Below are 20,516 nucleotides of genomic sequence, written 5' to 3'. Positions count from 1 at the left end.
CGGTAGGGTCAGGCGGACGGCCGGGCGACGGACTGGTCCACCGCTCCCCCGTACCTGCGATCGCGCGCGGCGTATTCCTCCACAGCCCGCCACAGCGTCCGTCGGTCGACGTCGGGCCACAGGGTGTTCATGAACACCATCTCGGCGTAGGCCGACTGCCACAGCATGAAGTTCGAGAGGCGCTGCTCGCCCGAGGTGCGCAGAAAGAGGTCGACGTCGGGCAGGTCCGGCTCGTCGAGGTAGCGCTGCACCGTCTTCTCGGTGACGGACGACGCCTTCAGGGTCCCTGCCGCGACGTCTTCCGCGATCGCCCGCGCAGCATCGGCGATCTCGGCCCGCCCGCCATAGTTGACGCACATCGTCAGGGTGCAGGTCGTGTTGCGGACAGTGTGCTGCTCGGCTTCCTCCAGCTCGCGGATGACAGACTGCCAGAGCTTCGGCCGTCGCCCCGCCCAGCGGATCCGGACGCCCCACTCGTTGAGCTGGTCCCGCTGCCGCCGCAGCACGTCCTTGTTGAATCCCATCAGGAACCGTACCTCCTCGGGGGATCGCTTCCAGTTCTCCGTGCTGAACGCGTACACCGAGACATGCTTGATCCCGATCTCGATCGCCCCGGCCATGACGTCGAGCAGCGCCGCTTCGCCGGCCTTGTGCCCCTCGGTGCGGGGAAGCCCGCGTTCGTTGGCCCAGCGCCCGTTGCCGTCCATCACGATCGCCACATGCTCGGGGACGAACTGCCGCGGGATGGCCGGCGCCTGCTCACCGCTGGGGTGGGGCCAGGGGGCGACAGGACGATGGACAGGATTCTTCATACACGCTCCACGTGCTTGAGGGAGGGGACGCCTCGTTCGAGATGCCACTGGAGGTAGGCCGCCACGAGTCCTGCGGCTTCGCGGCGCGCCCCGTTCTCGGACGCGTCCGCGATCGTCCAGTCACCGGTGAGCAGGGCTCCGAGCAGTTCCATGGTCGCGGGCGACGGCGACGCCGATCCCGGCGGCCTGCAGGAGGGGCACACGGCTCCACCGAGCGGGGCCGAGAATGCTGTGTGCGGCCCCGGGGACCCGCACCTGGCGCAGTCGGTGAAGCTGGGAGCCCACCCCGCCGTTGCCAGGGCACGCAGCAGGTAGGAGTCGAGGATGAGCTCCGAGGGATGGAGATTGCGGCTGAGAGCGGAGAACGCGCCGGCGACGAGCGCGTATTGGGCTCCCCCGGCTTCACCGATGTCCGTCAGCCTCTCGGCGGTCTCGGCGATCGCGGTCGCGGCGGTGTAGCAGCCGTAGTCTGCGGCGATCCCGTGCCCATAGGCGCCCTTGGTCTGTGCCTGCGTGACGACGTCGAGGTTGCGCCCGTGAGCAAGCAGGACATCCACTGACATGAACGGCTCCAGGCGCGAGCCGAACTTGCTGCTCGTCCTGCGCACGCCCTTCGCGACCGCTCGAACCTGCCCGTGGTCCCGCGTGAGGAGCACGATGATCCGGTCAGCTTCACCGAGTTTGTAGGTGCGCAGCACGACACCTTCGGTGCGATATGTGCGGGATGCTGTCGAGGAGGGCACTGGACCATTCTCCCACCTGCCACCCCCGCCGGACTCGACCGGCGGGGGTGGCAGGTGATCGAGTGCGATCAGGCGGCGTCGCGGATGGCGCGGTTTACCGCTGAGATGACGGCCTTCAAGGCTGCCATGGTCGTGTTCGCATCGATGCCGACACCCCACAGCACCCGCTCGCCGACGGCGCACTCCACGTAGGCGGCGGCTCGGGCATTACCGCCGGAGGACAGGGCGTGCTCCGTGTAGTCCAGCACCCGGACGTCCACGCCGTCCTCGCTGAGGACGGTGAGCAGCGCGTCGATGGGGCCGTTGCCCTGCGCCGTCCTCCGCTGCTGCACGCCGTCGACGAGGAGCGTCGCGACGAGCTTGAACGAACCGTCCTCACCGGTATCGGTGTTCACGGACGTCAATTCGTAGTGACCCCATGCCTTAGAGCCGGCCTCCGAGCGGGTTGGCAGGTACTCGTCCTGGAAGACGGACCAGAGCTGCGCTCCGCTGACCTCGCCGCCCTGTGTCTCGGTCCGGCGCTGGATGACCCCGGAGAATTCGATCTGGGCGCGACGCGGCAGGTCCAGGCTGTGCTCGTTCTTGAGCAGGTAGGCGACGCCGCCCTTGCCGGACTGGGAATTGACCCTGATCACAGCCTCGTAGGAACGGCCGATGTCCTTGGGGTCGATGGGCAGGTACGGTACCGCCCAGGGCAGGTCGTCGACGCCGACGCCCGCTGCGGCGGCGTCGCGCTCCATGCTCTCGAACCCCTTCTTGATGGCGTCCTGATGGGACCCCGAAAATGCGGTGAAGACGAGGTCCCCGCCGTAGGGAGAGCGCTCGGGCACGCTGAGCTGGTTGCAGTACTCGGCCGTGCGGCGGATCGAATCCATGTCGGAGAAGTCGATCTCCGGGTCGATCCCCTGACTGAAGAGGTTCATCCCCAGCGTCACCAGGTCCACGTTCCCCGTGCGCTCACCGTTGCCGAAGAGGCAACCCTCGATCCGGTCAGCACCTGCGAGGTACCCGAGTTCGGCGGCCGCGACGCCCGTTCCGCGATCGTTGTGCGGGTGCAGGGACAGGATGATGCTGTCCCTGTCCGCCAGGTTCCGGCTCATCCATTCGATCGAGTCCGCGTAGACGTTCGGTGTCGCCATCTCCACGGTGGCCGGCAGGTTGAGGATCATCTGGCGGTCGGCGGACGCTTCGAAAACGGCGGACACCTCGTTGCTGATGCGCGCAGCGAACTCGAGTTCCGTGCCGGTGAAGGACTCGGGCGAGTACTCGTAGGTGATCGCGGTGTCGCCCATGTTCTCCTCGAACTTGCGGCACAGGCGAGCACCCTGGAGGGCGATATCGATGATCCCGTCCTGATCCTGGTTGAACACGACACGCCGTTGCAGCACCGAGGTCGAGTTGTACAGGTGGACGATGGCCCGGTCCGCTCCCTCGAGCGAGGCGTAGGTGCGCTCGATCAGGTGCTCGCGGGACTGCGTCAGCACCTGGATGGTGACGTCGTCCGGAATGCGGTCGCCCTCGATGAGCTGGCGCACGAAGTCGAAGTCCGTCTGCGATGCGGAGGGGAAACCGACCTCGATCTCCTTGTAGCCCATCTGCACCAGCAGATCGAACATCTTATGTTTGCGCTCGGGGTTCATCGGATCGATCAGTGCCTGGTTCCCGTCGCGGAGGTCGACCGCGCACCAGCGGGGCGCCTTCGTGATCGTGCGGTCGGGCCACGTACGGTCCGGGAGCTCGACGGTGATCTGATCCTGGAACGGCCGGTACTTGGAGAACGGCATACCGGAGGTCTTCTGTGCATTATGCATGGGGGCGGCCTTGTCTGTTCGGAGCTGAAGGTGCTGGCGGCCGGGCATCACAGACTCCGCGGCGAGGGGTGGCCAGTAGCTCTGTAGTCCTAGAGGGCCTCGCCGCGGCACCGAAGAAGAGTCAGCTGTGCGCGCACTTTGCCACCATAGCACGGCACATAGGATGGCTTCCGGGGCGCTCGGACGGGCGCCGCAGGCCCAGCAGCACGAGGAAACGGGTAGCGACAATGACGATCAGCACATTCGATCCGGACAATCTCGACCGGACGGTCCGCCCCCAGGACGATCTTTTCCGTCATGCCAACGGTGTGTGGCTGAGGAGCGCCGTCATCCCCGAGGATCGGCCCCTCGCCGGATCCTTCACGGCGCTGCGCGATGCCTCCGAGCTCGCGGTCAGAAGCATCATCGAGGAGGCCGCCGCCCGGGCCCGCAGCGGCTCGGCGGATGGGATCGACGCGAAACTCGGCACCCTGTACTCGGACTTCATGGACACCGGCCGTATCGAGGCGGAAGGGACCTCCCCCATCGTGCCGCTGCTCGACCGCATCACGGCGGTGACGGGCGTGGAGGAACTGATCGAGCTCAGCGCGGAGCTCAGCAGGTCGGGTGTCCAGGGCTTCGTCGCGGCGTACGTGAGCAACGACGCCGGCAACCCCGAGCGTTACGTGCTCCACCTCCACCAGTCGGGCCTCGGCCTGCCGGACGAGTCCTACTACCGCGAGGACGGATTCGCGGAGACACGCGAGAAGTATTCCGCATTGCTCGCGACCCTCTTCGGTCTCGTCGGCACGCAGGATGCGTCCGGTGCCGCACAGCGCGTGCTCGCGCTCGAGACGCGCCTCGCTGCGTCGGCGATGGACAGGGTCGAGCGGAGGGACCCGCAGAAGACCTACAACCTGATGCAGCACGACGACGTCGCCGGGCTTTCGTCGCACCTCGTACCCTGGCTGCGGGTCGTGACCGACGAGCCATCCCAATCTGCTGAACTCGTCATCGGTCAGCCCGGGTTCGTGCGGGGCCTCGACGCCGCCCTGCGCGAGGAGGACCTCGGGACGTGGCGGGAATGGCTTGCGGCCCGCGTCCTGCTGCATGCGTCCGACTATCTCGGCGAGGCGTTCGTCGACGCCGCGTTCTCCTTCTACGGAACACACCTCGCAGGCACACCGAAGCTTAAGGACCGCTGGAAGCGCGGCGTCGCGCTCGTGGAGGGTGCGATGGGCGAGGCCATCGGCCAGCGGTACGTCGAGCGGCACTTTCCCGCGACGCACAAGGCCGCCATGCTCGATCTGGTCCGCAACCTCATCGCAGCCTACGAATCGAGCATCTCCGCTCTGACATGGATGACGGACGAAACCCGTAGCAGGGCACTCGAGAAGCTTTCGCAGTTCACCACGAAGATCGGCTATCCGGAGGAATGGATCGACTACGGCCCGCTCGAGGTGCGGCCGTCGGACCTCTACGGCAATGTCCTTCGCGCAGGTGAGTTCGAGCACCGCAGGCAACTCGGCAAGCTGGGCGGACCCATCGACCGCGGAGCCTGGCTCATGACCCCGCAGACCGTCAACGCCTACTACATGCCGACGATGAACGAGATCGTCTTCCCCGCCGCGATCCTCCAGCCGCCCTTCTTCGACATCAAGGCCGACGACGCGGTCAACTACGGAGCGATCGGAGCCGTCATCGGTCATGAGATCGGGCACGGCTTCGATGACAAGGGCTCCCAGTTCGACGGCACCGGGCGGCTCGCCGACTGGTGGAGCGAGGACGACCGGAAGGCGTTCGACACCCTGACCGGGCGGCTGGTGGAACAGTACGCGACCCTCCAACCGGCCGAAGTGCCGGGCGGGACGGTGAACGGGGAGCTGACGCTCGGCGAGAACATCGGCGACCTCGGCGGGCTGGGCATCAGTTACCGCGCCTATGTCCTGAGTCTCGAGGGCAAGGAAGCCTCCGTCATCGGCGGACTGACCGGGGCCCAGCGCTTCTTCCTCTCCTGGGCGACGTGCTGGCAGCAGAAGATCCGTCCTGAAGAGGCGAAGCGCCGCCTGACGGTCGACCCCCACTCGCCGAACGAGTTCCGCTGCAACCAGGTGGTCCGCAACCTCGACGAGTTCCACGAGGCGTTCGGCGTACAGCAGCCGGACGGCCTGTGGCTCGCGCCGGAGGAGCGGGTGAGGATCTGGTAGACCGGCCGCTGCAGTGCCGGGCGTCGGCAGCGGCAAACGCCGGGCATTCAGCTCGTCCCGTCCGCTGACACTCAGAAGCCGGACGACGCCTGGCAGGTGACCTGATCGGCGGTCTGGCCCTCGAGGTCGGCGCCGAGCGGCGGGATGACGACCTTCGACCCGGTGGCCAGGTCGGCTCCGACGAGGAGCTCGATCCCGACAGCGGTCTCGTCGAACAGGACCTCGCTCTCGGGGACCCCGAGACGCGCGGCAAGATCGGCGGCAGCGCCGTCGTAACCGGTGCCGAAGAATATCTGCGAGGTCTCGACCGGCATCGACTCGAACGGGGCCGCCTGTGAATACCCGGCCTGGACGAGGAGCTGCACCATCTCGGCCGCACGTGTCGTATCCGTCGTCGCGTTGATGACGAGGACGGGAACCGATGCAGGATCGATGGCGGGAGCTTCAGGAGTGGCGGGCGTCGATGGCGAGGCAGTGGATGTGCCCGGCGTCGGTGTGGGCGCGGGTGTCTCCTGGGTGAGCCCGCGGTCCTCACGCAGTGCCTCGAACAGGGGCTCGGCGGCTTCCTCGTCGAGGACGAGGCGGTTGGGGTCCTCGACCCAGGGAACGGTGGGTACCGTCACGAAGGCGATGTTGCCGAGGTCCACGTTCTTCATCCGGTCGGCGATCTTCAGCAGTTCCGTGGGTTGGGACAGTCCCTTGTCGACGGTGAGGTTGCGCGTGATCACATCGGCGATGGCATAGAGCTTCGGAAGGTTCGTCAGGGTTCCCTCGGCTTGGACCTTGCGAGCCATCGAGGCCATAAACGACTGCTGGGCCGCGATCCGGCCGGTGTCGCCCCCATCCCCGAAGCTGTGGCGCGTCCGCAGGAAGGCGAGCGCCTGGTCACCGGCGACCTCGCTGGTCCCGGCAGGCAGCACCAGTCCGGAGTATTCGTCGTTCACCGGCTGGTCCACACAGACCTCGACACCCCCGAGGGTGGATGACAGTTCCTTCACGGCGTTGAAATCGGCCATCATGAAGTGGTCGACCGAAAGACCCGTGATGTCGTTGATCGCGGCGACCGTGCATCCCGGACCGCCCTCCCCCAGCGCGCCGTTCAGCTGGCCGAGCTCCACGGCGTCCGAGACGTCGCCCGTCTCGGGATTGACGCAGCGGGGCAGAGGCGCCAGCAGGTCGCGCGGGAAGGAGACGACCGTGACGTTCTCGCGGTCTGCCGAGAGCGTCACGAGCATCATGACATCCGAGTTCCCCTCGCCGGCTGATTCGCTCTCGTCGCCGAAGAATGCCCCCGTGTTGCCCGTCCTCGTATCCGTTCCGAGGACCAGTATCTGCAGCGGATCGGTGCTCGAGTCGACGGGAAGGCCGGATTCCTGACCCTCAGCGAGGTTCAACGGCATCGTCTGCACGTTCGCCTGCAGCCGGAGGACCTGTACAGCCACGAAGGCCACGGCAGCCACCAGCACCGAGGCCATCAGGATGGCAGTCAGCTTCAGCCCACGGTGTCGCCCACCAGACCCCAGGTGCCGGCCGCCCCGGTCGGCACCTCCGGACGGTCCCGAGGGTGCCTCCTCGGCGACGCTGGCACGGGCTGCGCCCTCGCGTGACAATCGGCGGGTCATGCCCGGGCTCCTTCAGGTGGATGGTCAGGGTGGATGTGCGCCGCCGGTCAGGCGGCTATCGGTGTCGCTCGTCGGGCGGCTCCGCTGCGGATCACTGGGCCCAGGTCCCGATTCGGCGTGCCGACTGTCCGGACGGAGATCGCGCACACCAAGGGTCGCACTTCCCCGTTCCCAACGAGTGGCCTGCAGAAGTAGTGCCCGTCAGAAGCCGAGCTTCACGAGCTGCTTGGGGTCGCGCTGCCAATCCTTCGCCACCTTGACGTGCAGGTCGAGGTAGATCCGGGTTCCGAGCAGCGCCTCGATTCCGCGGCGCGCGTTCGTGCCCACCTCCCTGAGCCTGGCGCCTCCCTTGCCTATGATGATCGCCTTCTGCGACGGCCTCTCGACGTAGAGATTCACATGGACGTCGAGCATGGGATTGTCCTCGCTGCGTCCCTCGCGCGGGATCATCTCCTCGACGACGACGGCGAGCGAGTGCGGCAGTTCGTCGCGCACTCCCTCGAGGGCGGCCTCGCGGACGAGCTCGGCCACCATGACGGCCTCGGGTTCGTCCGTGAGCTCGCCACCGGGGTAGAGCACGGGAGATTCGGGCATGTGCTCACTGAAGACCTGAGCGACAGTATCGACCTGGAAACCGTCGGCGGCCGACACCGGCACGATGTCCGCCCAGCCGTCGGCACCGGCGACCTCGGTGCCCAGTCTCGAAACCGCGAGGAGCTGCTCGGTGAGCGCTTGCCGGTCCACGAGGTCGGTCTTGGTGACCACGGCGATCAGTGGCTTGCGGTTGAGCCGCGCGAGTTGCTCGGCGATGAAGCGGTCACCGGGCCCGATCTTCTCGTTGGCCGGCAGGCAGAAGCCCACGGCATCGACCTCTGCGAGGGTGTCTGCGACGAGATCGTTGAGCCGCTGCCCGAGGAGTGTGCGCGGGCGGTGCAGGCCCGGGGTGTCCACGAGGACGATCTGCGAGTCCTCGCGGTTGACGATGCCACGGATGGTATGGCGGGTCGTCTGCGGCTTGGCGGACGTGATCGCGACCTTCTGCCCCACCAGCGCGTTGGTCAGGGTCGACTTGCCCGCGTTCGGGCGTCCGACCAGCGAGACGAACCCGGCCCTGTGCTTAGCGTCGCTCATTGTCAGCCTCAATCGTCTCTCGTTCGTCGTGCTCTGTGTGCTCGGGTGGCAGCCGGTACGCGATGACGTGGGACACCCTGTTGCGTCGGCCCTCCACGCGCTCAGCGCGCAGGCCGATACCGTCAATTGTGACCTCCGAACCGACGATCGGCACCCTTCCGAGGGTCTTGGCGAGCAGACCGCCCACCGTGTCCACCTCCTCGTCCTCCAGGTCCAGTCCGAACAACTCGCCGAGATCGTCGATCCCCATCCGCGCGCTCACGCGGTACTCGCCGTCGGCGAGCTGCTCCTGCTCCGGAACCTCGGAGTCGTACTCGTCGACGATCTCTCCCACGATCTCTTCGATGAGGTCCTCGAGCGTGACCAGTCCGGCTGTGCCCCCGTACTCGTCGATGACGATGGCGACATGGGTGGACTCGCGCTGGAGCTCCCGCAGCAGGTCGCCCACGGGCTTCGATTCGGGAACGTACCGTGCCGGCCTGCAGTCGGCATCGACGGGACGCGAGAGGTTCGACGCCGGACGGCCGTGCAGATTGGCGACGACGTCCTTCAGATACAGCAGCCCCTTGATGTCGTCCGAGCTCTCACCGATCACGGGGATCCTCGAGTAGCCCGAGCGCAGGAACAGCGACATCGCCTGGTTCAGCGTGGAGCCGGACTCGATCGTCACCATGTCGGTGCGCGGCACCATGACCGAGCGCACCTTCGTGTCGCCGAGCTCGAACACGGAATGGATCAGCTCCGCCTCGTTGTCCTCGATCATCTCGGCGTCCGAGGCGCGCGAGAGAAGCTCGCGGAACTCCTCCTGGGTGAAGAAAGCGGCTTCGTCGCGCGCGGCACCCGGAGTGATCGCGCTGCCGATCCGCACGAGCCAGCGCGGGATCGGGCCCAGCACGGCGCAGAGGAACGCCACCAGTCCGGCGGTCAGGCGGACGACGGCGGCAGCATGGGTACGTCCGAGTTGTCGCGGGGACACCCCGACGATCACGAAACCGATCGCTGCCATCACGGCCGTGGCCAGGAGCCCCGCCAGCCAGACGCTGTCCAGCAGATCGTGGAACAGGATGGCGACGGCGACGGCTCCGGCCATCTCGAACCACACCCGCCAGAAACGCAGCGCATGCATGTGGGCGACGGGTGCGCCCAGGATCCGCCGCAGCGATGACGTGCGCGACCCCTGGACGAGGGCCTCGCCCTCCTGTCGCGGCAGATAGCTGAATGCTGCTTCCGCAGCGGTGACGAGGGCAGCAGTGAGGGCGAACAGCAACCCCATGAGCCCGAGGAGCCAGATGGTCAAGCGCGAGTCTCCCGGGGTGCGTTGCCGCCGAGGAAGTCGGAGAGGAGCTGGCGCTGAAGGCCGAACATCTCCTTCTCCTCCTCGGGCTCCGCATGGTCGAATCCGAGGAGATGCAGGACGCCGTGAGTGGTCAGGAGGAGAAGCTCGTCATCCGTGCTGTGACCCGCTGCCGCACCCTGGGACGCGGCGACCTCGGGGCACAGGACGATGTCCCCGAGAAGCCCGGCGGGGGTGACACGGCCAGGGGTGCCGGGCCGCAACTCGTCCATCGGGAAGGAGAGCACGTCCGTGGGCCCGGGCTCGTCCATCCATTCGACGTGGAGCTTCTCCATGGCGGCGGTGTCCACCAGGATGATCGACAGTTCGGCCTCGGGATGGACGAACAGGGACTCGAACAGGAAGTTGGCAAGACGGACGAGGGACTCCTCGTCGACGTCGTACCCTGACTCGTTGTTGACCTCGACGCTCATCGTGCCGCCACGGGCCGGCCGGAGCGGGACTGGCCGGCACGCTGCTCCTCGTCCCAGGCGCTGTAGGCGCTGACGATGTCACCGACGAGGCGGTGCCGGACGACGTCGGTCGCGTCGAGCTCGCTGAAGTACACGTCGTCGACGTCCCGCAGGATCTCACTGACGATCCGGAGCCCGGAACTCGTGCCGTTCGGAAGGTCCACCTGCGTCACGTCGCCTGTCACGACCATCTTCGATCCGAACCCCAGACGCGTGAGGAACATCTTCATCTGTTCCGGAGTGGTGTTCTGCGCTTCGTCGAGGATGATGAATGCGTCGTTCAGGGTTCGCCCTCGCATGTAGGCCAGCGGCGCCACCTCGATCGTCCCGGCTGCCATCAGCCGTGGAATGGAATCAGGATCCATCATGTCGTGCAGCGCGTCGTACAGGGGCCTCAGGTAAGGGTCGATCTTGTCGTTGAGGGTACCGGGCAGGAATCCCAGGCGCTCCCCCGCCTCGACCGCCGGCCGAGTGAGGATGATCCTGTTGACCTCCTTGTGCTGCAACGCCTGGACCGCCTTGGCCATGGCGAGGTAGGTCTTGCCCGTACCGGCGGGTCCGATGCCGAACACGATGGTGTTCCGGTCGATCGAGTCGACGTACGTGCTCTGGTTGAGCGTCTTCGGCCGGATGGTCTTTCCGCGCGACGTCAGGATGTTGACGGACAGAACCTCGGACGGGCGGGCCGCGCTCTGCGTCTTGAGCATGGTGACCAACTGCTCCAGGACCTGGGGCGAGACGGTCGCGTTGTTGCTCGCCATCGTCTGGATCTCGCCGATGAGCCGCTCGGTGCGAAGAACGTCGGCAGAGGGTCCCGTGATGGACAGCTCGTTGCCCCTGGCCTGGAGGCCGATGCCGGGGAAGGAGTCCTCGATCAGACGGAGGGCTTCGTCGTTGGAGCCGAGTGCCTGCACCATCTGTTCGGTCGAATCGAACACGAACGTCCTCGTGTCCAGTCCTGCTGCGTTGATGCCTGTTGAAGATTCGCTCATAGATCGGCCGTCCGGCCTTCGATCGCCCCTCGTTCGAGTAGTCGTCCCAATGATGACGTGGTGCTGCCCCGCTTCCACTGCCCGAGCCGTCCTGCTCTGCACTGGCAGGCCACACCATCAAGGGCGGGCGTTGACAATGTTACGCCATGCCCCGCTTCGTCATCTGAGGGAAAGAGCCTTGATTCCCCGGCAACCCGGGCAGACTCTTACAACCCTGTCCCTACTACCCCGGCATCCTTTGAGGAACCTACGTCGGATGCTGAGTTCAAGTTTGAGGTCGAGAAGTACCAGCAGTACAAAGGAGCTGTGGCAGTCAAGCTGCCTGGGCAGCGCGCAGGTCTCCTGTTGAAGATTGTGGCCATCCTCGGCATCGTCACCTCTCCGCCGTTGCTTTTCTGGACGACGCACGTAACGCTGACCGCTGAACAGGTCCTCATCGTCGCCCTTCTTCAGCTGCTCGCCCTCCTTTTGGTCGGAGCGCGAAGTGGACGACGCAGCAAAGACGATAACTAACGCCTGACCACATGTGCACACGGTCCGCTGCTTGTCCCACACGCACCTGGACAGCAGAAACCAAGGGCCCGCCTGCACACACCCACCACCGTCACCGACAGGGGTTAGTCGCCTTGAGTGGGCCATGGATGTGCGCAGCTCCTACCAGCGTTGTTGCACAACAAGAGAGGGACAAGTTGAACGCTCATCCACGTCCCGGGGTGCGGACGTGGACGAGCTGTCGTCGCGCTGGAATGCTCGGTGAAGAAATCCTCACTTTGCTTCCAGCTTGTGGAGTTCGTCAGCGACCTCCGGGTCCTTCTGACGTGGTGTACTCGCCAGCCGTAACGGTCCCAAGTTCCTCCGCCCCGTCCAAGGTGCCCTCGGTAATACCCTCCGTGGCGGCCGTGGTGCCGCCGGTGTAGACGGTGTAGGTCTCACCCTCGGTGATTGCTGCCGAGGAAAAGACGAGGGATGCCATGTCCTTGCTCGCTACGAAAGACCCCACGACGGTGCCGTCCGCGGACGCGATCTGGATCGCGGTACCGGCCGGGACCGTTGAGGCGAAGGTGAGCTGCACACCCGATTGCGTCGACGACGAACCGGGGGCGACGGCCATGCCGGCGCTGCCCGCTGCGGCGACTGTCCCGCCGTCGACGGTCAGCTCGCCGTTCACGTCGAGTGCGCCGTTGCCTTGGCCCGTCGGCCCGTTCACGACGACGGTGCCTCCGGTGATGCTCGCGTCGCCATTGGAGTCCAGGCCATCGCCCTCCGAGTCGATGGTGAGGGTTCCGCCGGTCACGCTGACCGTGTAGTCGCCGGCGGCCATCGAACCGCCGCCCATGCCGCCTCCGCCACTGGTGGTTCCAGACGAACCGCCTGACGCGTTGACGCCGTCGTCGCTCGAGGTCACGTAGACCGCACCTCCGTTGACGGTGATGTGCTGCGCCTCTGCACCTTCGACCGAGTCGGTGACCTTCACCGTTCCTGCATTGACGGTGAGGGTGGTGGCGGCCTTGACGCCGTCGTCGCCGGAGGAGACGACAAGCTCGCCTCCATAGACGGTGAACCAGCCTCGGCCGTCTTCGTCCTCGTTGGTCGCCTTCACGCCGTCGCCGCCGGCTGTCACGGCGTAGGCGCCGCCGAGCAGGGCGATGTAGTCCTTGCCTTCGATGCCGTCGTCCACGGCCTCGACGGTGACGTCGCCTGCGGCGAGGACGAGTCCGTCCTTGGAGACGATGCCGTTGTTGGTATTGCCGTTGACGGTGAGGGCTCCGGCGCCGGCGATGGTGAGGTCGGCCATCGAGTACAGGGCCGCATTCGGCGCGTCCGTGCCGGTGTCCTCGTAGCTCTCGGCGTCAGTCAGGATGTTGGTGCTGCCGTTGTCGAGGTACACCAGCGCCTCGTTGGCACTGGTGACGACGAAGGGGGATCCGGTGCTGCTGGTGATTTCGACGCCGTCGAGGATGATGCGGACCACGTCCTCCTCCCCCGCGGCGACGACGACCTGGCCGTTGGTGAGGTTGCCGGACAGTCGGTAGGACCCGGCTGAGGTGATGGTGATGGTGTCACCGTCGACGGTGACACCATCACTTCCTGCGCTGGTCGCGCCGTCGGCGAGGGTCACACCCACCTCCTCCGCCGGATCCCAGGTGAGGTCGTCCGCGTCGTAGTGGCTGTCCTCGGTGATGGCCGTGGCATCGGCGGCGACGACTGCGGTCGCGTCCGTCGTGTCGCTTTCCGTATCAGTTGCTGTGTTGTCGGTTGCGGTTGCTTCGGAAGCCGCTTCCGTCGTCGTGGTGCTCTGTGTGGTGGTACTGGCGTTCGTGGTGGTTCCCGAGCTGCAGCCTGCAAGGGAGAGGGCGAGGGCGAGAGCGGCTACGGAGGTTTTGAGGGCCACATTGTGGGGGGAGGTGCGGGAAAAGATGCGCATGGGAGATCCTTGTGGGTCGGAGCGGAAGGCGGGAGCGGAAGTCAGGGGAAAGGCTGACGCGTTGAGTCAGAGGGAAAGGGGGCGAAGAGGCAGCGAGGTGGACACCGTTCGGTGCCACCGGTTGGCAGGAAGCGTTGGGTCGAGGGCCGCCATACCGGTCGCGAACTTCGAGATCCGGCTCGGCCGGATGCCGAAGGCCCAAAGGTGGCGATCGAGAGCACCAGCCGCGTGACCCGATTTCGTCTCGATGATGACCGCGCCGTCGAGCTCGTGGGCCTGCCCACCGGGCTTCCGCCAGGTGACGCCGAGATCGATGGTCGCTCTGCTCTCCGACTCGGGCAGGTAGAGCGTGATGCGGCGGTACCGTGTCTCGATCACGGGCTTCAGGGCGCCTGAGGGCATGCAGCCGATGGAGCAGGCGAGAGTGTCGTTGATGTAGGCGAGACCCTCGGGGGTGAGGTGGTGGCTGTCAGACAGTGCGTAGGGGATGCGTTCCTTCACGGTGGCCGCGCGTGCCCCTTCGGTCTTCACCTCGAGGAAGCTGATGCCGCTGTCGACGTAGGTGCGGGTGCGGATCTTGTAGCGGCGGCGCCTGCCGTGGGCGGCGAGCAGGTAGCTGTCCAGGTTCGGGGTGTCGAAGTAGACGGAGTCGTAGGTAAAGGAGCGCTGACCGAGCATCTCGAGGACGCGGACATCGGCGTTGAAGGATCCGATGGCATCGGCGGCGAGACGCGCTCCGACTATGTATTTGCGGTCCATCCGGGTTTGCAGGGCGGCTGCACTGTTGAGCTCTTCGAGGCTGACCGTGGGTCGGGCTCCCAGTCCTCCAAAGACTTTGGTGGTCATGACACCCTCGTCGTCTGGTGCCCGCTGCCGGCCGCGCTGTGCCGATTCTGCGGAAATACGGGGACGTGCGGCGGAACGTTCGCTGGATCTTCGGCGGGTGTTATCTCCACAAGGTCGGTGTAGTAGGTGGTGCCTGCTGCCTTGTCGGGCTCAGTAGTAATTGATCGCGTCGCCGGGACAGATACCGCCTGGGTGCCTGCGGGGGTCGTTTCGTAGCGGACCTCCACGGTAGTTTTGTCGTTCACGAGGTCCAGTTCGGACACGGTTGCGGAGTGGATACGGGCGTCAAGGACCTCTGCCAGGCGTGCACGGAGTAGGGTCTCGTTGCTAATGGCCCGGTCGAGGATGACGATCTGGTGCCGGTATCCGGGCAGCACCCGCGAGTGGTCACCGATGAACATGACCGTGAGGATCAGTGCCATGAGTGCGAGGGGGAGCCACAACGGTTCTGCGCCGAGGCCCGCGATGAGCCCGAGCGCGAGGGCCGAGAAGTAGTAGGCCACCTCGTGCTGGGCCAGCTCCGTGGAGCGGAGCCGAATGATCGACAGGACACCGAACAATCCCAAGCCCAGACCAACACCGGCTGCCGAGCCTGAGAGGGCCGTGGCCACCGCGAGGACTCCGACGTTCATGCCCAGGTAGGAAACCACGAGGTCGCGGCGGCGGTGACGTCGAAGGTACAGGCCGAAGGTCAGGAGGGTGATCGCCAGCAGGTCGGCGGCGATGAGGATCAGGATGTTCATGAGATGTTCTCCAGGACGTGGATGAATGTTCTTCTTATACGGTCCTGCCGCACCCTGTGTCGGGGCTGTGCCAGGACATAGCCCCGCATAAGAGCTGCGGTCCGGTTGTGCTTCAGGCGGTGCCACGGCTTTGAACTGGTGCAGGCTCCGTTTCAACAGCTGTCTGAACAGCTGGCAGGACGGGGACAAGCGGCGGGGAGGGGACAAGCGGTGCCGCGGAACGGTCGGCTGTCTGTGCAGCGGACAGGAAGCGCCGTTGCACGGTGAAGCTCACAGTGAAGAGGAGGACTTCGGTCAGGACCTTCGCCACCACCTCCGGGACACCGGCATTGGTGAGCAGGAAGATCCCCGTGTAGTTCGCGGCGAGTAGGGCGACGACGAGCGTGAAGTACTGCAACGCCGCCGAGGGCAGGGACTTATGCCGACCTTCAGCAAAAACGAGGCGACGGTTGCTGAGAAAGTTGATGGACGAGCTGATGATGCGTGCTCCGATGACAGCCACGAGCAGGGAACTGGACAGGAAATGGAGGACCACGAAGGCTGCGAGGTCAATCCCGAACGCGATCAAAGAGGACAGGGAGAACCTGAACAGCGGAGCATAGATCCGGGCTGAATCCACAAGGGGCCGAAAGTGCGACGAGCTGTTCCCCGCGAGGTAGATGGTCGAGATCCGGACGCTGTCGATCCGCTGACCCGCTCGCCCGGCCTGCAGCAGCAGATTCAGCTCGTACTCGTAACGGTCACCCCGTACCGACTGCAGCCACGGAAGCATCGCCGCGGGATACCCTCGGAGCCCTGTCTGCGTGTCGTGCAGGCGGACACCTGCGACATGCCGGAACAGGGTGCTCGTGAGTGCGTTCCCGAGGCGGCTACGGGCCGGCACGCTGCCGTCGAAGGCGCGCTCCCCCAGCACCATGGTCGAACCGACGCTGTGCTGGGCTCCTGCCGTGGACTCCACCTGAGCGGCCACACGAAGAATGTCCGGCACGGCGTGCTGCCCGTCGCTGTCGGCGCAGACCACGCCCTCCCCCGGGTGGTGGCGCTCCACATAGCTGAAGCCGGTCTTGAGGGCCTGTCCCTTCCCCCTGTTGGTGGGATACCCGATGACGGTGGCACCGGCCCGGCATGTGTCGTTGAACAGCTGCGTGAAGCTTGGACCGCTGCCATCATCGATCACGAGGATCATCAGGCGACGGTCAGTGGCAAGCAGGTCGGCTACGAGTCGTGGTAGAGCACCATCGGGTTGGTAGGCAGGGATGAGGATGATCACGGCGATGCCCTACTGCCCGATGTAGAGGATGTCGGAGGTGCCGCGTTCCTCGCCCTTGCCGAGCGGGTTGTTCACCAGCTCGCCGTCGAAGTACATGGTGGAGGAACCTCCGCCGTCGATGTTGTACGCGGTGGTCGCTCCGAGTCCCTGCATGATTCCCGCAAGCTCAGTCATCGTGACACCGTCGCTATAGCCGTCGGAACGACCATCGACGACGACGAACACCAGGTGGTTCTCGTCGATCACACCAACGGCGGTCCGAGGCTGCTCGCCCTGGATGGAGTGGTTCCCGACGTTGGTGTCCACCTCGACGTCCTCAATGCCTGCAACGACCTCCCCGTCCTCCAGGAGCGACGGGCCGAAGGAGAGGGTGTTCCAGACACCGTCCGCCAGGAGTTCCTCGGCCGTAGTGGTCGTCTCGTCGTAGATCTCGACCGTGCCGTCCGTGTAGAAGGCCAGGCCCTGCCGTGCTCCGTCGTCGCGGTAAACGACGCCGTTGCGGATGACGATCCCGGTGTCGCGGAAGCCGTAGTAGTCGCCGTTGATGGCGAAAATCGCGCCGTGAGCCTCGGCGATCGCAGAGGTGGTCTCGGTAATGTTCTCGCCGAAGCTGTCCTCGGCGAACGCTGAGCGGAGCGTCGTCGCGTCGGTGAGTTCGACGTCGGCCACGTAGTAGGTGACGGTCTCACCACCGGAGCCCGTGACCACCGTGGAGATCTCGATGCTGCTGTCCGCCGAGGTATATGACGTGTCCGTCAATGTGGTGGCCACTTCCGAAGCGGCGTCCGTGGTGGAAGCCGTATCGGTCGCGGTATCGGTCGCGGTGGCAGTTGATGCTGTCTGTTCCGCCTCGTACTCGGACACGTTGGAGATCTCGACCTTTTCGACGACGAATCGGTCCAGCGCCCAGGCCGTTGTCCCGCCGGCAGCGAGGGTTACGGCAAGGGACGAGGCGAGGATCGATGTGCGTAAGCGACCCGGCGTGCGGGGCTGACTATGTGTTGGCATACTCCTGTTCTACGGAGTGGCCCTATGGCTGGTGTGTGCCCTTCTTGTGTCGGGGCTGTGAGGTCTGGCGACCAACTATCGGAGGGGTGTGCACACGGTGAGGGAGGGCCCCGGTGAGGGAGCGCCCGGTGCGAAAGGGCTCGCTGGCGGCGCTTGATGTGTCGAGAACCCGCCGCAGCACAAGGGCGTGCGTACGAGGGGTCGAGGTAGCCGGTTTGCCGCCGAACGTCATGAATCATAGGGTGCTCCGGCGCCAGCCACGGCGGCGAACCCCCACGTGCCTGGTGTTTCCAAGGGCGCTCCTCAGCGATTCCAGCAGCAGGACCAGGTCACTTCCGGAGAAGGCGCGCCACGACAAACGTCCGGAGACAGAAGTTCCCTGTCTCCGGACGCCCGGGCTACTCGTTAGCCGACGTCGTCTGCCAGCGCCTCAGTGCGCTCCGCGATGAAAGCGCTGAGGTCGTTCACCTGCTGGTCGATGTCCTCCTGCGTCAGAGCGTCGCTCACCGGTATGGAGGAGGCAATGTCCTCCAGCAGGTCCGTGGCAGTACCGCTGGCATACAGCTGCTCGTACAGCTCCGCGTAGGCGGAGTCGTAGGCTTCGGCGAAGGCATCCGATGCAAGGAATCGCTCCTTCAGCTGGTTCCCGCCCATCATCCCCATACCGCCTGCGCCTCCGTCGGGCCCCCCGGGGAACGCCGGGGCTGCGCCATCCTGCCCGCCCGCGCCGGGAGCCGCCGGTGACGTACCCGAGCCCGGAGCAATCAACCCACCACCGGGCTGTGACGCGTCATCCTGCTTCACGACCGTCGTAGCGGACAACACCTCCATGGTCATATCACCGGCCGCATCACTAGTGGCGTCGCTGGTGGTGTCACTAGACGGTGCATCCGAAGGCAATGCTTCATCGGTGGCGCTGTCGTTGGGGCGTACTCCACCCGGGCCACCCATACCGCCATCCATACCGCCATCCATGCCGCCACCCCTGCCGCCGATGGTTGCCTGCTCATCCGGTGACAGTGATGCGTCCCCTGTCATGGCTCCATTGAGGTCCCAGGCCACGACCGAAATTTTCTCGGTTTCGAGGTCATAACGCAGGTAGTAGTTCTGGCCGGGTCCTGCCATGTCGTCGCCGTTGACCAGCAAGTTCATTGTGGCCGCGTACCGAGCAAAAGAATCGACATCCACCCAGTCGGCGAGGCCCGCGTCGAACTCCTCGTCGATGGCGCCCTCCATCCACTGAAGGAAGTCCACGATCGGCTGGAAGTCCGCGGCGTCTTCCGCATTGAGCTGCTTGAACTGCTCCTCGTATGTGGCGAGATCATCGCCCTGATAGGTGAACCTCGACTCGGCGTCGGCCTTGAACAGAACACTGTGGGTGAACAGATCGTCGCCGTAGGCCTCGTCGGGATTCTCAATGACCAACCGGGTCTCGGTGGCGCTGCCGTTCACGGAGTACGTGGTGTATGCGTACCGCTGGCTGGCCTGGCCCGAGGCTGCGGTGAGGGCAAGTGCCAGGGCCTCGTTGACCACGGGGCTGCCCGGCCTAATCGCCAGCTGGGTCAGGCCCTCGTACTCCTGACCCTCGACGTACTTGTCAAAGTCCACGAGCAAAGGCAAGGTCTGCGGATCCTCGGCAGACACATCAGAGGCTGTCCCACCGGGCCCACCCATGCCACCGGCAGCTTCGAGTCCACGAAGCGTGGAATTGCCCTTCAACCGGACTCCGACGTCCTCGAGCACCGTGCCGTCGATGGTGATCGTGGCGTGGATCCAGTCCTTCGACCCGTCGGTCCCGTAGGCGTCGATCATGGCGTTGTACTCGGCTTCGTCCCACTCGATGCTGACCGTATGGGAGCTGTCAGTAAACAAGGTGGAGCCGCTGGTCAGTGCCGTGACCGTGCTGGCCTCGCTGGTGACGGCGGCGACGTCGGCGGTGTCGATCGCGCTGCACCCTGCAAGTAAGAGGGCGGCGGCGATCGCTGCGGTGGACAGTACGAGCGGTGGGCGGGGCATGGCGTCCTTCTGGATGGTAGCTAGTGGTTCAGTTCAATCCTTGTAAGGGTTGCTGTGCCGCGGCTGTGCCTGGCCGCGGTCAGGGATGTGTGTCCGCTCGCCCGAGCTATACGTCGAGCCGTTATTGCACCGCGTCGGAGGTCACTGATGAGATCCTCGAGATCATCGAGGACGGCCAGTAGGGGCGCGTCCGCGGCCACCCTGTGGAATCCGGTGTACTCGGGCAGTGAGAGGTAGCCGTCCCGGTAGGCACGCAGGTCCTCAAGGCTCTCGGCGTCGGTTCCGCGCGCCGTTATCCGCCGGTGGGCCTCCTCGGGTGCGACATCAAGGAACACCACGGTGTCAGGGGCGGGAAGCACCCGGGTCAGCGCCGCAAGGACACGGCCACGCCCAAGTCCCCGGGCCGTGCGCAACGCCTGCTGGCAGTACAGGTGCCGGTCCATGATGACGACGCCGTCGAACCTCCGGGCCCTAACGTGGTTCGCTACCGTATTGGCCGACCGGACGATCGATTCCGCGAGGTCCAGCAGCCGCGGCGGCACGGAGACGCCCGTCCCCTCGAACCACGCCGTCATGGTGCGGCGCCCTGAGCAATTGGCGAGAACAAGAGTCGGCGTAGACGGTGCGAGGAGCCTACCGAGGGCGTGCGACGCCGTGGTCTTGCCGGCTCCGTCGATACCCAGGAGGACGACGACGAGAGCATTGGTTGAGCCGACGTCCGAGCGGGAGATGAAGCGGCGACTTGCTGGGAAGGTCATACTCAAGTTCTACGGGCGGACCCTATGGGTGCTCTTCGCCCCAGATGTGACCGTGCTGTGAAAAGACCCACTGGGCGTACCGCGCGTCATGGGCAGGTCTACGCGGTACTGCGTGCGGCCGGGCTCTTTGGTCACGCTTATGCGCCCGCCGTTCGCCTCGACGAGTGCCTGAACGATCGCGAGACCGAGCTCTGTGCTGTTGGCAGTACTTGTGCCGGCGGAACGGCGGTGTCGCCCCCCCCCCCGCCCCCCCCCCCCCCCCCCCCCCCCCCCCCGCCGCCCACTCGACGCGTGAAACCTTCGGCTTGGATTAAGGGCAGAGACACTGCCAGGCGAGGCAGTCGACT

17 protein-coding genes are annotated in these 20,516 nt (G+C 65.7%); 2 read left to right on the top strand and 15 right to left on the bottom strand.

Features of this window, described 5'->3' with window-relative positions; all coding sequences use genetic code 11:
* Positions 1-8: 8 nt before the first annotated feature.
* The 3 genes from CXQ96_RS16285 to leuA all read right to left on the bottom strand — a co-directional run bounded on the left by CXQ96_RS16285 (position 9) and on the right by leuA (position 3,366).
* Positions 9-812, bottom strand: coding sequence for an isoprenyl transferase (locus CXQ96_RS16285; RefSeq protein WP_104119053.1), 804 nt, complete (start codon positions 810-812; stop codon positions 9-11).
* Positions 809-1,555: a DNA repair protein RecO gene (gene recO, locus CXQ96_RS16280; RefSeq protein WP_104119052.1), complete on the bottom strand. Its 747-nt coding sequence runs from the start codon at positions 1,553-1,555 to the stop codon at positions 809-811. Before recO ends, CXQ96_RS16285 begins: the two co-directional genes overlap by 4 nt.
* Positions 1,556-1,623: 68 nt before the next feature.
* Positions 1,624-3,366, bottom strand: coding sequence for a 2-isopropylmalate synthase (gene leuA / locus CXQ96_RS16275; protein ID WP_104119060.1), 1,743 nt, complete (start codon positions 3,364-3,366; stop codon positions 1,624-1,626).
* 227 nt (positions 3,367-3,593) lie between these two features.
* On the opposite strand from leuA, the gene CXQ96_RS16270 reads away from it, so the two are divergent.
* The gene (locus tag CXQ96_RS16270) at positions 3,594-5,552 is read left to right on the top strand and encodes a M13 family metallopeptidase (RefSeq protein ID WP_104119051.1); all 1,959 of its coding nucleotides are present in this window, start codon (positions 3,594-3,596) and stop codon (positions 5,550-5,552) included.
* A 71-nt stretch (positions 5,553-5,623) separates the two neighbouring features.
* On the opposite strand, the gene CXQ96_RS16265 is transcribed toward CXQ96_RS16270, so the two are convergent.
* The 5 genes from CXQ96_RS16265 to CXQ96_RS16245 form a co-directional block, all read right to left on the bottom strand.
* On the bottom strand, positions 5,624-7,174 hold the full coding sequence (locus CXQ96_RS16265) for an LCP family protein (protein ID WP_104119050.1): 1,551 nt from the start codon (positions 7,172-7,174) through the stop codon (positions 5,624-5,626).
* Between the two features lie 201 nt (positions 7,175-7,375).
* Complete coding sequence (gene era, locus CXQ96_RS16260; RefSeq protein WP_104119049.1) at positions 7,376-8,305, bottom strand: GTPase Era; 930 nt, start codon at positions 8,303-8,305, stop codon at positions 7,376-7,378.
* Positions 8,292-9,602, bottom strand: coding sequence for a hemolysin family protein (locus CXQ96_RS16255; RefSeq protein ID WP_104119048.1), 1,311 nt, complete (start codon positions 9,600-9,602; stop codon positions 8,292-8,294). The genes era and CXQ96_RS16255 overlap by 14 nt, the downstream gene beginning before the upstream one ends.
* A complete protein-coding gene (gene ybeY, locus CXQ96_RS16250) occupies positions 9,599-10,072 on the bottom strand; it encodes an rRNA maturation RNase YbeY (protein WP_104119047.1) in 474 nt (157 codons plus the stop codon). Before ybeY ends, CXQ96_RS16255 begins: the two co-directional genes overlap by 4 nt.
* The gene (locus CXQ96_RS16245; protein ID WP_104119046.1) at positions 10,069-11,103 is read right to left on the bottom strand and encodes a PhoH family protein; all 1,035 of its coding nucleotides are present in this window, start codon (positions 11,101-11,103) and stop codon (positions 10,069-10,071) included. Before CXQ96_RS16245 ends, ybeY begins: the two co-directional genes overlap by 4 nt.
* Before the next feature lie 306 nt (positions 11,104-11,409).
* On the opposite strand from CXQ96_RS16245, the gene CXQ96_RS16240 reads away from it, so the two are divergent.
* Positions 11,410-11,616, top strand: coding sequence for a hypothetical protein (locus CXQ96_RS16240; protein WP_104119045.1), 207 nt, complete (start codon positions 11,410-11,412; stop codon positions 11,614-11,616).
* A gap of 280 nt (positions 11,617-11,896) precedes the next feature.
* Here CXQ96_RS16240 and CXQ96_RS16235 read toward each other — a convergent pair whose 3' ends face one another.
* From CXQ96_RS16235 to CXQ96_RS16205, 7 genes are all read right to left on the bottom strand, one after another.
* Positions 11,897-13,528 carry a carbohydrate-binding domain-containing protein gene (locus CXQ96_RS16235; protein WP_104119044.1) on the bottom strand — a complete coding sequence of 544 codons (1,632 nt, stop codon included), beginning with the start codon at positions 13,526-13,528 and terminating at the stop codon, positions 11,897-11,899.
* 66 nt (positions 13,529-13,594) lie between these two features.
* Positions 13,595-14,374 carry a polyphosphate polymerase domain-containing protein gene (locus CXQ96_RS16230; RefSeq protein ID WP_104119043.1) on the bottom strand — a complete coding sequence of 260 codons (780 nt, stop codon included), beginning with the start codon at positions 14,372-14,374 and terminating at the stop codon, positions 13,595-13,597.
* Positions 14,371-15,117 (bottom strand): DUF4956 domain-containing protein, encoded by a 747-nt coding sequence (locus CXQ96_RS16225; RefSeq protein WP_104119042.1) that lies wholly within the window; start codon positions 15,115-15,117, stop codon positions 14,371-14,373. Before CXQ96_RS16225 ends, CXQ96_RS16230 begins: the two co-directional genes overlap by 4 nt.
* A gap of 112 nt (positions 15,118-15,229) precedes the next feature.
* On the bottom strand, positions 15,230-16,387 hold the full coding sequence (locus CXQ96_RS16220; protein ID WP_104119041.1) for a bifunctional glycosyltransferase family 2/GtrA family protein: 1,158 nt from the start codon (positions 16,385-16,387) through the stop codon (positions 15,230-15,232).
* A 9-nt stretch (positions 16,388-16,396) separates the two neighbouring features.
* Positions 16,397-17,395, bottom strand: coding sequence for a phosphodiester glycosidase family protein (locus CXQ96_RS16215; protein ID WP_104119040.1), 999 nt, complete (start codon positions 17,393-17,395; stop codon positions 16,397-16,399).
* A gap of 405 nt (positions 17,396-17,800) precedes the next feature.
* Positions 17,801-19,411 (bottom strand): CotH kinase family protein, encoded by a 1,611-nt coding sequence (locus tag CXQ96_RS16210; protein WP_104119039.1) that lies wholly within the window; start codon positions 19,409-19,411, stop codon positions 17,801-17,803.
* A gap of 20 nt (positions 19,412-19,431) precedes the next feature.
* Positions 19,432-20,169 carry an AAA family ATPase gene (locus CXQ96_RS16205; RefSeq protein ID WP_104119038.1) on the bottom strand — a complete coding sequence of 246 codons (738 nt, stop codon included), beginning with the start codon at positions 20,167-20,169 and terminating at the stop codon, positions 19,432-19,434.
* Between the last annotated feature and the right edge of the window lie 347 nt (positions 20,170-20,516).

It is taken from the genome of Arthrobacter sp. B1805 (assembly GCF_002929745.1).
GTDB lineage: Bacteria > Actinomycetota > Actinomycetes > Actinomycetales > Micrococcaceae > Arthrobacter_D.
This window is presented reverse-complemented; position numbering and strand designations above follow the sequence as displayed.

Excerpts from the sequence above, each read along its gene's own strand:
- leuA (WP_104119060.1), bottom strand. The coding sequence starts at position 3,366 with ATGCATAATGCACAGAAGACCTCCGGTATGCCGTTCTCCAAGTACCGG.
- era (WP_104119049.1), bottom strand. The coding sequence starts at position 8,305 with ATGAGCGACGCTAAGCACAGGGCCGGGTTCGTCTCGCTGGTCGGACGC.
- CXQ96_RS16215 (WP_104119040.1), bottom strand. The coding sequence starts at position 17,395 with ATGCCAACACATAGTCAGCCCCGCACGCCGGGTCGCTTACGCACATCG.
- CXQ96_RS16265 (WP_104119050.1), bottom strand. The coding sequence starts at position 7,174 with ATGACCCGCCGATTGTCACGCGAGGGCGCAGCCCGTGCCAGCGTCGCC.
- CXQ96_RS16285 (WP_104119053.1), bottom strand. The coding sequence starts at position 812 with ATGAAGAATCCTGTCCATCGTCCTGTCGCCCCCTGGCCCCACCCCAGC.
- CXQ96_RS16270 (WP_104119051.1), top strand. The coding sequence starts at position 3,594 with ATGACGATCAGCACATTCGATCCGGACAATCTCGACCGGACGGTCCGC.
- ybeY (WP_104119047.1), bottom strand. The coding sequence starts at position 10,072 with ATGAGCGTCGAGGTCAACAACGAGTCAGGGTACGACGTCGACGAGGAG.
- CXQ96_RS16230 (WP_104119043.1), bottom strand. The coding sequence starts at position 14,374 with ATGACCACCAAAGTCTTTGGAGGACTGGGAGCCCGACCCACGGTCAGC.
- CXQ96_RS16245 (WP_104119046.1), bottom strand. The coding sequence starts at position 11,103 with ATGAGCGAATCTTCAACAGGCATCAACGCAGCAGGACTGGACACGAGG.
- CXQ96_RS16225 (WP_104119042.1), bottom strand. The coding sequence starts at position 15,117 with ATGAACATCCTGATCCTCATCGCCGCCGACCTGCTGGCGATCACCCTC.
- CXQ96_RS16235 (WP_104119044.1), bottom strand. The coding sequence starts at position 13,528 with ATGCGCATCTTTTCCCGCACCTCCCCCCACAATGTGGCCCTCAAAACC.
- CXQ96_RS16210 (WP_104119039.1), bottom strand. The coding sequence starts at position 19,411 with ATGCCCCGCCCACCGCTCGTACTGTCCACCGCAGCGATCGCCGCCGCC.
- CXQ96_RS16205 (WP_104119038.1), bottom strand. The coding sequence starts at position 20,169 with ATGACCTTCCCAGCAAGTCGCCGCTTCATCTCCCGCTCGGACGTCGGC.